We start from the raw sequence: 13,609 nt of genomic DNA on the forward strand, positions 1-13,609 counted from the left end.
GATGATCTGCCTCGCGTAGACAGAAGTGGTGAATGAACATTTCTTACCGCAGGCAGGGAAATGGCACGAAATGACCACCGAACTGGTCATCGGTCGTGCGTCGCGGGCCAGCCAGAACCCCTCTGTTTCATTAACGCCTCCTGGAGACAACCTCCTACGACTCTGCCGCCCAGGTTGCAAAGCAACCTGGGCCACCCATGTCAATTTCGTGGTGCGGTTCAGGTGGCGAAAAAGTTGTGTATAAAAGACAGTTCAGAGGCGCAAGCATGGCACTACAGGCTTTGGGAACACTGATGGTTCATCGGCCCTCACCCCAGCCCTCTCCCGCAAGCGGGAAAGGGAGCTTACTCGAACAGGCTCTTAACCCATGGAGATCGGCGGGAATCCTTTGATGCGTCGCCAGGCGCTCAATTGCCCCAGATGGAACGCCTCGTGAGTGGTGAGCAGGTGCGCCATCAAATCGCCCGTGGTGGGATAGTTTTCAATCAGGAACTCAACCGGGTGAGGTTGAGCGGCCCAATGCTCGTTGGTTGTAGGAAGCAGAGCAGACACGTCACGATGCCCTTCACCCACGGCGGCCAATAACTCTTCCAGTGGAGCGGGAGGCCCGTGCATCACTCCGGGTTTCGAGCCGGGGCCAAAACTTTGATGCCACGATTGCGGGCATTTCATGTCAGTTCCCAGCAAACTGCGGGCATAGTCGGTCGAGATCGCCAGATGCCCGACAATCCAATAGGCCGTATTCATCCCGGAATAAGGCTGTTCCTGCGATTGCTCTGTCGATATGCCGACCACGAATTCCTGCAAGAACTTCCAGTTATTGCCGTACAGGTGGAGTTCTCTGGCGTACATGGCGTTTGCTCGTTTTTTGAAGGGAAGGAAAGCAGCACAATGATCTTTGCGAAAGGATGACAGCCATCAGATTCCTGAAAATCGCGAAGTCAATTCGCCTTTTCAGAATCAGCTTTTCCAAGAGAATTCCTGCCAGAGAAAACACGGGTTTGCAGCGATGTGATCAGGCTGCGAATTGCTTCATCTCCACTGACAAGGCACAATCATGTGGGGCATGGGCATGAAGATCAATGGGGTAATCATGGCCCGTGACTGCTGCGCCATTCATGAGAGGCAGCCATTTTCCCGCAATCACGTTCTGAATAGACAATGAAGGTTTACATTCATGAATCGATCGACGCTCTGGATCGGGTGTGGTTGTAGTGTTGTTTTTAGTGTGACGGCGTCATTCCTGACGTTGGCACTGGCTGCACCTGAAGGAGAAAAAAGCGTGGCTCAACCAGCAGCGTTCTCATCGCCGGTGATTGATGTCGGATTGTGTGTCAGTAACATCGATGCGTCCGTCGATTTTTATACGAAGGCGATTGGATTCAAAGAGTTGCCCGGCTTCACAGTCGATGCCAAATACAGTGCTGACGTGGGACTTTCAGACAAGCATCCGCTGACGGTTCGCGTGCTGACGCTGGGTGAAGGGCCAAACGCCACCAAGCTCAAACTGATTCATGTTCCACAAGCTCCCGGGATGCGGGTCGATCAGTCTTACATCCAGTCGGCGTATGGGATTCGCTATCTGACGATTCATGTCAATGACGTGAATGCTGCTCTGGAAACACTCAAACAAGCCAACGTGAAGCCGATTGCCAAGTCACCCAAGCATTTGCCGGCTGGCTTTCCTGAAGGGATTGCCCTTTGCAATGTTCGCGATCCAGACGGCAATCTGGTTGAACTGGTTGGCCCCTACAAGCCCTAAGTTTTTCAGTCGATGATCTCCACTGACACACTTACAGTTGGGGCACATTGAACACTTGGGGCACCGGGCACATGTGGTGTACCGGGCAGACTTGTTGCACCGGGCTGCGGCTGATTTGAACGAAGATTCTCTGGGCGAAACCTGTCGACAGAAAGCGTCTCATGGCCGGGCGGATGATTGGACCATTTGAATTGGGAGACCGCCTGGGTGTTGGTGGCATGGGGATTGTCTATCGTGCCACCTATACGAAGACCGGCGCCCCCGTGGCTATTAAGATTCTTTCGCCAGATTTGAGTCAGGCCGAGTCACTTCAGAAGCGGTTTGAGCGAGAAGTCGCGATTCTCAAAAAACTGCAACATCCCCATATCGTCCGGTATTACGGCGGTGGAAAACTTGGGACGCAGCGATTCTATGCCATGGAACTTGTCCAGGGTGGGTCGATGGAGACCTATCTCAAGGAGAAGGGGAAACTTCCTGCCGTTGAAGTCCTGCAGATTGCGTTACAAATTGCCAAGGCGCTGGAGCATTCTCATGAAGCGGGGGTCATTCATCGGGATCTGAAGCCAGCGAATCTGCTCCGTAATAAAGAGGGAGTCCTGAAGCTCACGGACTTTGGGATTGCCCGGGATACGACTGCCACCGCATTGACGGCCGCTGGCCGCACTGTGGGAACGTATTCTTACATGGCTCCCGAACAGATTCGTGGAAAGCCCCCCGTTGATCGGCGAACGGATCTGTATGCCCTGGGCTGCGTGATGTTCGAGATGATCACTGGAGAGACTCCCTTTCAGGGGAATAACGCCGGTGAAATGTTGATCATGCACTTGCAGGACGAACCCCCACGTCCGACATCGCTGGCACCTGATTGCCCACAGCCTGTTGAAGATCTGATCTTGCGTCTGCTTGAAAAAGAGCCGGACGAACGGCCCTTTGATGCGCTGGCGGTGCAAGTTTCTATTGAACAGATTCTGGAGCAATTGACCCGTCCGGTCAGTCAGCCCGTTGTGGCTTCCACACCGGTAGAACCCAAGAAAAAAAAGAAGAAAAAGAAAGCCGGCGCCAGTGCTCCGTTTTATGAGCAGGCCTGGTTTCTCGGAGCGGCATTGGTCGGTCTCTTGTTTCTTGCCACCATTCCTTTCTGGCCGGCTTCGGAAGCTCAACTTTTCGCCAAGGCAGAAGCCATGATGAAGAGTGACAAGCCAACCGATTGGGGTGATGCCTACGATCTCTATCTGAAACCTCTCCAGGCAAAATTCCCTGAAGGGAAACATGCAGAGGCCGTGCAGGAATATGTTGATAAAGTGGAGATGCACCAAGCCGAACGGCGGGCACGCACCAACGCGCAAAGAGGGCGTGATCCCGGCTCGGAAGCTGAGCGACTCTACATCGAAGCGGATGGTTATGAGAAATTCGGTGATCGAATTACGGCTCTGGAAAAATATGAAAGCATGATCAACCTGTTGAGCGATCGGGTGCAGGACAGGCCTTATGTGATGCTGGCTCGTCAACGCGTGGCGGAAATCAATGCCACTGGTGGTGATCCGGTCGACCGCGTGCAGATGATAGAGCAATCGCTGGCCAAAGCCGACGATCTGGCGACTAAAGGAAAAGTGATCGAGGCTCGCACCTTGTGGAACAGTATCCTGACTCTCTATTCGGGAAATCAGGAGTTGGAGGCGCAGGTTCGTCAGGCTCGCCAACGTCTGACAGAGAAAAGCTCGTCAATCAATGATGGCGAGGAGGAAAAGAACTCGGCTGATTAGACCCGTTTCCGGTTCGGTGTGGCGCCGTATGTACGCCATTTGTCCTGAAAGGAATGGGTTTTTACTCCGCCAGAACGCTACACTTCTGAGGGACAATACATTCGCAAAACATAGCGGGCCTGTGACAGGTCGCTCTTTGACCCACACTTCCTTCAGCGATAGAATGATTTTGCTGAATTTGTGAGTGACGCCGGTATGCCTCAAGGCAGCAGGTCAATTTTGTGACTGTGTTCCTGAGGCCCAGACACCCCTGATCGAAGGAGTTCGCATGCACGCGTATGCCAATCTGGCGGACGACTTCTACGCCAATCTGAATCTGCATACGGAAATGCCGCTGCCTTCCGGTCGCGAAACCGTATTGGGCTTTTTTGAACGGATCCAAAAAGCCTTCCCGTCCATGCGCAGCTTTCATTCGCGGGAGGGGAAAGACTTCATCCTTGAAGAAGAAAAAGACAACAACCATCAGCGATGGGTTGCAGTCGAGGCGAAGCGCATTTCCAGTGGTTTTATCAATCCGGAAAGTCTGGATGAAGCCGCCAGCCAGCATGAACTGATGTTACAACTGGCTCCTTACATGCTGTCTGTTTCACCGCTCGATTGCGAAGCACTTGATTATACGCTGGGCTTCGATTTTGCTTACCGCGGCAATCATGATGCCCTGTTGGCGGAAGTGCTCAGTCCTGGCCCGGCATTTGAAGGAATGTTGGCAATCCCCGGATCGCAGCCTCTGAGCTACCAGCCCAGCATGACCGTGGTACTTGATGAAACGTGCCGTCGGCAAGCCCGATTGAGCGTCGAAACCCGCACCAGTGCTCATCAGGTGCGGCGTGGGGAATTTGGTGATGATAACATCAGTGTCTACTTCACCATTCGTCAATACGGCAGCCTGGATCTCTCGTCCAGTTATGAGCAAACCTTCCGACAATTGAGAAGCGTCAGCGAAGAACTCATGGAGCGATGTGTTGTGGAACAGATTCTGAAACCCATTCAACAGGCCATTGATGCCCGCTGATGGGGCGTGACGTTTTTTTCAGGATGCTGTGCTCACAGAGTTCTCCGGTTTCTCAAACGATTTGACTCACTTCTCGCGGAAATTCACGACCGATGACCACCGCGAAACAACTGACATTGCTGCTGGAAAACAGTGTGCTGTCAAAAGCCGAAAAGCTGCGGTTGGCCCCCCGCTTTCGCAAAACCAACCGGATGCGAGGTGAGCATCTCGCAGGGCGGGGAGGAGCCAGCACCGAGTTCGAGGACTTTCGCGATTACAGCCCCGGCGACGACACCCGCTATGTCGACTGGAATATCTTTGCCCGACTTCACCGGCCTTATGTGAAGCTCTACCGCCATGAAGAAGAAATGCACATTGTGCTGATCATTGATGCTTCAGCTTCCATGAAATTTGGCGAGAAGTTTGAACGAGCCAGACAACTGGCAGCTCTCTTTGGCGTCATGGGGCTGATGAACATGGAGCCGGTTTCCATTTTTGCCTTGGGGAGCCGCAATGAAGCCACTCACCAGATGAAACGAATGAAGGGGAAAACATCCTTTCGCAAACTGTTTGAGTTCCTGGAAAATCTGACTCCCGGTGGCGACGCCGAAATTGATTACACAATCGATGCGGCACTTCGCCAGCATGCAGGTCGTGGCGTGGTGATCTGCCTGTCTGATTTTCTCACCTTGGGCCGGATCGACCGTGCGATGAGCCGCCTGTATGGTGCAGGCTTGGAGCCTTGGGCGCTCCAGTTACTTTCCGCGGAAGAATGTGATCCAACACTCGAGCAGGATGCCCGTTTCGTGGATTCAGAAACTGGCGACACACTCGATGTGACAGCCGGCGGGGATCTGCTGGGGATCTATCAGCAATATCGCGTTGCTCTTGAACGCGATCTGGAAACCGCTTGCCGGCAGCGTGGTGGGCGGGCACTTTCCTTTAATTGTGCCCTCTCAGCCTCACAGATCATGTTTGAATCCCTCCGGCGCAAAGGGTGGATTCAATGAGCTGGCCAGGGTTTGCCGCCATCTCGGCAGCATGGTTCTTTCTGTTGCTGATCCCTCTGATTATCTTCTACTTTCTTAAGTTGAAGCGGCCGCGTGTCGAAGTGTCGTCATTGGCACTTTGGCAACAGGTGATTAAAGACTCGCGGGTGAATTCCCCTTTCCAGAAGTTTCAAAGAAACCTGCTGCTGCTGGCACAAATGCTGTTGCTGGCCGCTCTGATTATTGCGGCAATGCAGCCGTTCTTGCCGTCATCGACCCAAGCAGCCCGTTACCTTCCCGTGATTATTGATGTCTCTGCCAGTATGGAAGGGACTGAACAGGCCGGTGGTGTCACGCGGCTTGAACTGGCGAAGCGGGAAGCCCGGCAACTGATCGACAACCTGATGCCCGATCAACGGATCAGCCTGATCTCGGCCTCAGACACGGCTCGCAGGCTGACCGACTTCACCAATGATCAGCGAGTCCTGCGTGCGGCAGTCGATCAACTGACCGCGACCGAGACCACCAGTCAACTGGAAGACGCGTTTCGCATGGCCATGGCCTTAGCGCGAACTCTGCCCGTAGAAACCGCGGTGCTGCTCAGTGATGGCAATGTTCCGCCACGTCTGGATCTTGAACTTCCCTTTCGGGTCAGCTTTCAGAAGCTTCCCATTGCCCCAGCCAATATCGGCATTACCGAGTTCAACGCCCGCCGATCTTCCACCGCCTGGGATGTGTTTGCCCGTGTCGAAGCCTCCCGTGGTTTTTCCGGTTTAACTCAGGTCGAGTTCTTTGAAAATGGTGAACTGCGCAGTTCAGAATCGCTGTCACTTGCTCCAGGAACTACTGAGCGGCTGATTTTCCATACGACCTCAACCGAAGTCAGTGAAGTGACGTTGCGACTGACACCGGATGGCACCGACGCTCTCTCCAGTGACAATGACGCTTATCTGGTAACGCCGCAGGTTCGCCCGCTGGTTGTGTATTGTCCTTTGGCCATGACCACGTTCCGGCATGCTCTCTCAGCGATGAATCATGTGGCTGTCTTTCCCACAGAAGGAACTCCCACACCGCCTTTGATCGATCTGGTGATTACCGACCAGCAGTCTGATATGGAAAAAGAAGCACGCGTTCTGATCACCGTGGGGTTGATCCCTGAGGATCTTCAACCGCTTTTGCAGGAAGGCAGTCAGGCGGAAGGTGCCAAACTGGCGGAAGTGACCGATTGGTCACGCAATGATCTCTTACTGAGGCATGTTCAGCTTCAGGATGTCCAGATCGGTGGTGCCCCCACATTGGCAGAAGGTCAGTCGGATCAGAGTCTTGAGGCCATTGGTTACCAGGTCATTGCCACAGCGATCAATGGGCCATTGATTCTCTCCCGCGCGGCTGGCGGTCAGATCCGATACCACATCCTTTTCTCCACTGATCGCTCAACGCTTCCTTACCGGGTCGGCTTTCCCATTTTGGTGGCCAATGCCATTGAAATTGCGATGGCCCAGGCGGGAATCAACGAAACTCAAGCGTTTCCGACAGGGGTTTTATCGCCTATCGCTCTGAAGCCCATGGCCTCTTACCGCGTGGTCGGCCCGGTGACGAAAGATCTCCGGGCGTCTGCTGGAAATGATCTGGCAATTGCTCAGCCTCGGGCAGGTCGCTCTCTGTCAACCCGCACAGTGGACGCTGTGACTGATAGCCTGGGGATGCTTTCTGGTATCGCTGTTCCTGTCGCTGGTATTTATCAGATCTTTGAAGAAAACACGCTGGTCAAACAGGTGGGTGTGGCGATGCAAAGCCCGCTGGAAACCTCACTGGGTGTTCAGGAGGATTTGCAGTTTGCCGAAGCCAAGGTCTCAGCATCCGAGGAGAGACTGCCTGTGGAGCAGCCTCTCTGGCGATGGTTTGTCTGGGCCGCTTTGGCCTTCCTGTTATGGGAATGGTGGATATTCCAGCGTCCCCCCGTTCACAAGCCTGTGGTGATGACCGAAATACCTCGTTCACGCTGAGTTGTCTCTCCGTGAAGGCTCCCTCTCCCGCCTGCGGGAGAGGGCCGGGGTGAGGGCCGATGAACCATCCGTGTTTCCAAAGCCAATACCAATCCCCTCATCCGGCCTGCGGCCACCTTCTCCCCAAGGGAGAAGGATTTATAGAGATCCCTCAGGGAGAAGGACATATAGCGATCCCTCAACCGAAGAAGGATTTGAGCGATTTCGGATAGCCTCCGAGAATGTTCAACGACTCAACGAGCTTCACACGCCCAGTTGCCGGCGCAGGTCATCAACGAGGTCTTTCAAAGAAGAAAGCTGCTGTTCCAGCTCACCAATCCTGTTTCGCAATTCTGCGTGAGATTGCTCCAACCGCTCCACCTGGGTCGGGGAAAAAGCTTGGGTGATCGTTCCACTCGTGATCGCCGGTGAGGCCATGGGGCGATGATCGCGGACTGTTGCAGGTGTGACAGAGGCAGCTGTGACAGGTGGTGCGGCCTCTTCGTCGGGCAGACGAGACATCGATTCGTGATTTTCGCCCGGTGCATAGAGGTTGTGATCCACTTCAACACCGCGACGTTCCAGCGCGCCATTGACTCGAACCAGATTCCGTTCGATCAGTCCCTGAAGTTGCAGCCGCAACTCTTCTTGCGATTCAATCGGGCACATCCGCCCGGCTCGTGTGCGAAGTTCACCGAGTTGCTGGCGGCCACGCAGCAGCAACTCGGTGAGAATCGCCAATTGTGCTTCCGTCATGGCCAACTTCTGACGGCAGTAATGGCGATAGCGTTCTGTCCGGCCCGTCTCGGTCTGCACGAAGGCCACAAGCCCCATTTCGCGCAATTCATCGAGCGTCTGGTAGACGGCATCTTCGTCGTAATTCGCCAGCGGCTCCCGGTTATTCTTCTGATTACACCCTGTCGTCGTCCCCTTGAGCGTCAGCGGGTATTGATCGGGAGTGGTGATCCCTTTTTCCACCAATGTTCCCAGCACGCGGCGTTGTTTACGTGACAACGATTTGAGCTGCAAGACTTCGGCGGCAGAGGTGTTCATCTCAATCAACTTTCATTCTCAATGGCAAAACAGAGCAGCGCAGTAAACCCATCTTCGCACGATGACCGAGACATGGCTTGGCACATCTCGGTGGCACGGTCACAGAAAACATTGCCAAAACACCGTTCTGCAAGCAACCGATTTTCTTCGCCGCATGAATAGGGGCGCCCACGCCTGCCGACGATTTACGGTGAATGCTCCTTCAAGATCAAGCCGCAACACAACCTTTAAACCACTTGGCAGGCTTCGTGAAATTTAAGCCGGGAATTACGGGGTCGCAGTTGGCTGGCATCGCCATAACCGAGATTGCAAAGGAAGTTCGACTTAACCGCTGTTCCTGCAAAGAAAGCGGCATCCACTTTGCCATTGTTGAAACCCGACATGGGGCCGCAATCCAACCCGAGAGAACGGGCCGCCAGCATGAAATAAGCACCCTGCAATGAGGAATTCCGCAAGGCGAGGTATTCCAGGACAGTTTCCGGCAGATCTTTGAACCAGGCCTTGGCATCTGTGTGAGGGAACAGCCTCGGCAGATATTCGTAGAAGCGAAGATCCATACCGATGATGGCAGTAACCGGTGCCGCCAGGGTTTTCTCCACGTTGCCCGCATCCAAAGCAGGCTTCAACTTCTCCTTGGCCTCTTTTGACTTCACAAACACCACGCGAAGCGGGCACATGTTGGCCGAAGTCGGCCCCAGACGAGCCAGATCATAGACCTCTTTCAGCAAAGCGTCTTCCACTGGCTTATCCAGCCAATTTGAATGTGTTCTCGCATCACGAAAGACCAGATTCAGGCCCTCATCGCTCAAGACATTGCTCATGATTTAATAACCTCTACCCTTATTGTAAGAACTTTTTGCTACGACCAAATCCACAGAGACAAGGCCCGCTGCAAAGCTGTCAGCCATTCTGCACGGATCTCAACGTGAGAGACCCGCTAAAGAATCCTGTCAAACGTGACGTTTCAGCAACCGCGAGATTCTCATCGTGCTGAACCTGCACTGCGCCAGGACATAGAAAACGCCACGGTCTTATTTACGGCGGAACAGGCCCTGATCCACGCTGCCAGCACCGGGGCCGTTGGCGATAATCATGAGCATGGCTCCCATGATCGAAACGTTCTTCAGGAAATGAACCATCTCGCCCTGAGCGCGAGCGGGGTCGGTGAATGTCCAGAAATCGTGGAAGAAATAGGTCGCAGCGATCAGGAAGACCAGCAGCATCGACGCTCCCAGTCGCGCCTTGTATCCCACGAGAACTGACAATGCCCCCGCAACCATGACGACAACCGCCACGCCAAGCAGAATTTTGGCAGCAGGGACTCCTTCAGAAGCCATATAAGCCGCCACTTTGGTGTAGTTAGGAACCTTATTGCCCAAGGCACTCAGCAGAAAAATTGTGACCAACGCCAGACGGCCAATCATCGAAACAAAAGCGGTAAACATGAAATTTCCTCTCGGTCTCTCAAATGTGAAAACAAGATCCCCTCTGGAACTCCAGGGCATGACACACACCGAGGCCGTGTCACGGCTTTGTCTTCGGGTTGAGCCCCCGCAACGTCCTCCGTTGTCGGACTTAACAACAGAAGTGACCCGAATTTTATCCTTTGACAATGCACCAGTGATCTCAGAGAGGAACCGTGTTTAGTTCAATTCAAAGAGTAGCAGTTGAGCATCTGTGATGGCGCTGACAGTGACAGGTTCCTTATCGTCCCAGTACAGGGCATCCCCGGCCTGTAATGTGTGACCATCACTAACAACTTTCCCACTGAGGATTTGCAGCCAGCCATAAGATCCGCCTGTCAGCTCTTTGCTGAGTTGACGTCCGGCGCTCATGCGGCTCAGGTAAAGTTCGGCCTGCTGATGAATGGTCAGCGCACCGTCCCGACCATCGCGCGAAGCGACCAGTTGCCAGCGATCCTGCTGATCTTCAGGGGCAAACGGCTTTTGTTCATAACTGGGCGGCAGATCTTTAGCCTCCGGCAGCAGCCAGATCTGGTAAAGATGCGTCGCTCTGGTGGCGCTGGGGTTAAACTCGCTATGACGGATGCCGCTTCCGGCCGTCATTCGCTGCAATTCCCCTGGCCGAAGAACTTCACCATTCCCCAAACTGTCTTTGTGCTCCAGCTCTCCACTCAGGACGATCGTCACGATCTCCATATCTTTATGACCATGGAGGCCAAAACCCTGCCCAGCGGCGACAAAATCTTCATTGATCACACGGAGGGAACGAAAGCCGTTCCATTCGGGATCGAAGTATTGTCCAAACGAAAAACTATGCGCGGTTTTCAGCCAACCATGATCAAAGCTGCCGCGCTGATTGGCAAAGCGAACGTGTTTCATCATTGGAACCTGACTTGAGCAAAAAGGGGTGCCACCCCATGAGGATGTGACAATGCGAACAGATGATTGTCGACATGTCATCAATTACCGGCGAGGCACCTTGCTCCTTACACAGTCAGCTCAATTTGTTGGCGAGATTTTTCCAACAGCTGGCTCAAGAGTGTCAATTCCTCCGCAGCCAAATGCTCGAACATCTTTTGAATTAATGACTTAAGCGGCTCATCAATCTCGGAAATCAGCTCTTTGCCGCGCTCGGTCAGCCCCACCAGAATCTGACGTCGATCCATGGGGATTCTCTGCCGATCAACCAATCCCAGCTTTTGCAGGCGATCAATCAGGCCGGTCATTGCCGGAACAGGTTGAAGCATTCGTCGGCCAATCTCCAGACTCGGTAAGGCTTCTCCTTCGCCACGAAGAATCCGCAGGACGTTGTATTGAGAGTTGGTCAGGCCGTACTGACGGAATAATTGCCCACAGCGATATTCCAGGCGATCGGCTGTTCTCAAAAGTGTCAGCGCCGCTTCTTCTGAAGGATCAGCAAAGGGTGTTCGTTTGCCGAGGAGCTTTTGAAAGGTGTTCATGAAGGTTCCATGAGGCGAAAGATAGGAATGAGAAAGCAGGAAATCAGACGGGAAACAGAGACAAAGACACTCTGAAACAGACAAAGGGAAACAGACAAAGGAAGATGAGAACGTTCGCGATAGGTAAGAACTTCAAAAAGAACTCTTGTTTAATCGTCTTCAAACACCAGTGCGCAAAGAACTTGCACCGTAGTGAAGAGGCTTTCCCTATTCAGGAAATCGCCGATCGGCACAAAGACAGGAAATGGAAATAGACATGACAGGAGTGATACAGGGTGATCGCGATTTTGAGGCGCCTGACCACATCGAAAACTGGGACAGTCAACGGTTTGCTATCAAAAGACAACTCAAAACAACGATTGTCGCAACCCATTGGCCACTCATGTGACCAATGGGTGATTCCATCAACAGGGCCAAACCGGGGTCAGCCCATAAGATCAGATCATTAATTCCACTCAGTTAAAATGGCTTCAATCCGAGCCTTATTGAAGTCGGCAGGCACAGGTTCATCGTGTCCCACAAGGAGATCATCCACAGTCACTTTTCCGACGGGGACACCACTGGAAGGAACATCGACATGAGCCGTCCAGGCAATTGAATTCAGAATAATCTTGCGGAACTCGGGATGGCCCCAGTTCCAATGAAAGTGACCGCCGGTGAATCCAAAGCCACGTGCTCCATTCCCGCGTTCATGCGCCCAGGCCATGTGCTGAGGTTCCCCCTTGGCAATCGCCTCTCGAACAGCCGGGTTTCCACTGTGTGGGCCATCTGGACGCTTGAGAGTCTCTGGGCCGGGAAGAGCCGTCAGGATCGGCGTGACTCCACCCATCTCTTCTCGAAACCGCATATGATAATACCACTCGTCGTTAATCTTGAATGGCTGAACACCTGATGTCACCGCATGAGGAGTGAACTTCTCATAGCTCGCCGTCCAGTGAGGATTGACCGACCAGTGAGGTTCAAAAAATCCCCCCGTCCAATCGAGAAAGGCATCCCCCGGCTTTCCTTTCACTGTCTCCACGCCGTAATGAATGCAGACAATGCCAGTCCCCTTGTCAACCAGCTTTTGCAGTTCATCCAGATGACTATTGAAGGGATGACCGCCACCCCCATCGGCGTAAATCACAATCGTGTCAGCAGCTTCCAGAGCTTCGGGTTTTGGCCATCCCTCGGATTCCAGAGAGTGCATCTTCGCTGTGACAGGCAAGCCACTTTCATTCAAAAGTTTGGCCAAAAGAGTGCAACCGGCCGTATGATCGTGAGATCCGAATCCATGGCTTTTGCGACCAGCAAGCAGCAGCACCTGCTTCTTCTTGGCAGCGTCGCTGACTTTATTTTCACCAGAATCCAGCTTTTTCATCCGGATGTTTTTGAATTGAACCTTCATGGGCGGCCCGGTATGTAACTGGAGCGCCAGAACACCCGTTGACCGACGATCCTTCATGTCCTCATCGGTGACAGAACTCATCAACGTGTCATTGATGTAATGATCAAACTGGAAACCTTTTGCCACAATGCGGTAGGTGTTCCAGTCTTCTTTCTTGATAACATTCTGAAGCGAAGCCCCTTCAGCGAACTGTTCTTTGACCTTCGGCTTATGGTCATTGCCAATCACTGTCCGCTGTCCACGCTGGGCCAGAATTCCACGGAATCGCTCACCGTAATTGATGCCGCTGTAAGTATTGCCGGCTTCAAAATCCCCCTGGTATCCCCCGACAACCCAGGGCTGGTCTTTCACTTCAAAACTGCGGTACTGAATCCCGCTGTTTCCGTTAATGATTTTGTAGTCGAGCTGCAGTTCAAAATCGCCGGTTTCTCCACCGCGCCAGATGATGAACGTGTTCCCTTTGGTTGGCTTTTCTGCCGTGGTGATTCCGGTAATCGCTCCATCCTGAACGCTCCAGAACTCAGGGTTACCGTCCCAGTCTTTCAGCGTTTTTCCATCGAAAAGCGACACAAATCCATTCTCGTCGGACTGACCTTCAGCCCTGCAAAATGCTTCCCACCCCACCAGCATGGGAAGCACGGCAACCCATGCAAGCGCCACAATCCAGCGCGATGGTTTTTCAATTGGCAGAAGAGGGACAAGTCGGTGCATCGGGGCTATCCTTCATGGTGCAATATTCATCAATTGTCCCAAAAT

12 protein-coding genes are annotated in these 13,609 nt (G+C 53.3%); 5 read left to right on the forward strand and 7 right to left on the reverse strand.

The window, feature by feature from the left end:
* Positions 1-360 precede the first annotated feature (360 nt).
* Complete coding sequence (locus SH287x_RS13385) at positions 361-852, reverse strand: DinB family protein (protein ID WP_479514818.1); 492 nt, start codon at positions 850-852, stop codon at positions 361-363.
* A 325-nt stretch (positions 853-1,177) separates the two neighbouring features.
* Here SH287x_RS13385 and SH287x_RS13390 point away from each other — a divergent pair, with 325 nt between their 5' ends.
* The 5 genes from SH287x_RS13390 to SH287x_RS13410 all read left to right on the forward strand — a co-directional run bounded on the left by SH287x_RS13390 (position 1,178) and on the right by SH287x_RS13410 (position 7,511).
* The gene (locus SH287x_RS13390) at positions 1,178-1,762 is read left to right on the forward strand and encodes a VOC family protein (RefSeq protein ID WP_479514819.1); all 585 of its coding nucleotides are present in this window, start codon (positions 1,178-1,180) and stop codon (positions 1,760-1,762) included.
* Between the two features lie 161 nt (positions 1,763-1,923).
* Entirely contained in the window at positions 1,924-3,525 is a 1,602-nt protein-coding gene (locus tag SH287x_RS13395) for a serine/threonine protein kinase (RefSeq protein WP_479514820.1), read from the forward strand.
* Between the two features lie 268 nt (positions 3,526-3,793).
* Positions 3,794-4,537, forward strand: coding sequence for a hypothetical protein (locus tag SH287x_RS13400; RefSeq protein ID WP_479514821.1), 744 nt, complete (start codon positions 3,794-3,796; stop codon positions 4,535-4,537).
* A gap of 92 nt (positions 4,538-4,629) precedes the next feature.
* A complete protein-coding gene (locus SH287x_RS13405) occupies positions 4,630-5,526 on the forward strand; it encodes a DUF58 domain-containing protein (protein WP_479514822.1) in 897 nt (298 codons plus the stop codon).
* Entirely contained in the window at positions 5,523-7,511 is a 1,989-nt protein-coding gene (locus SH287x_RS13410; RefSeq protein WP_479514823.1) for a VWA domain-containing protein, read from the forward strand. Before SH287x_RS13405 ends, SH287x_RS13410 begins: the two co-directional genes overlap by 4 nt.
* 243 nt (positions 7,512-7,754) lie before the next feature.
* Here the strand turns inward: SH287x_RS13410 and SH287x_RS13415 are convergent, their stop codons facing one another.
* From SH287x_RS13415 to SH287x_RS13440, 6 genes are all read right to left on the reverse strand, one after another.
* Complete coding sequence (locus SH287x_RS13415) at positions 7,755-8,543, reverse strand: DUF480 domain-containing protein (RefSeq protein ID WP_479514824.1); 789 nt, start codon at positions 8,541-8,543, stop codon at positions 7,755-7,757.
* A 227-nt stretch (positions 8,544-8,770) separates the two neighbouring features.
* Positions 8,771-9,364: a malonic semialdehyde reductase gene (locus SH287x_RS13420; protein ID WP_479514825.1), complete on the reverse strand. Its 594-nt coding sequence runs from the start codon at positions 9,362-9,364 to the stop codon at positions 8,771-8,773.
* Positions 9,365-9,574: 210 nt separating this feature from the next.
* Positions 9,575-9,988 carry a DoxX family protein gene (locus SH287x_RS13425; RefSeq protein ID WP_479514826.1) on the reverse strand — a complete coding sequence of 138 codons (414 nt, stop codon included), beginning with the start codon at positions 9,986-9,988 and terminating at the stop codon, positions 9,575-9,577.
* Positions 9,989-10,186: 198 nt separating this feature from the next.
* Positions 10,187-10,888 (reverse strand): pirin family protein, encoded by a 702-nt coding sequence (locus SH287x_RS13430; RefSeq protein ID WP_479514827.1) that lies wholly within the window; start codon positions 10,886-10,888, stop codon positions 10,187-10,189.
* 104 nt (positions 10,889-10,992) lie between these two features.
* Positions 10,993-11,466, reverse strand: coding sequence for a MarR family winged helix-turn-helix transcriptional regulator (locus tag SH287x_RS13435; RefSeq protein WP_479514828.1), 474 nt, complete (start codon positions 11,464-11,466; stop codon positions 10,993-10,995).
* Positions 11,467-11,911: 445 nt separating this feature from the next.
* Positions 11,912-13,564: a 3-keto-alpha-glucoside-1,2-lyase-like domain-containing protein gene (locus SH287x_RS13440; RefSeq protein ID WP_479514829.1), complete on the reverse strand. Its 1,653-nt coding sequence runs from the start codon at positions 13,562-13,564 to the stop codon at positions 11,912-11,914.
* Positions 13,565-13,609: the final 45 nt, after the last annotated feature.

The sequence above is a fragment of the Planctopirus sp. SH287 genome, from assembly GCF_056500625.1.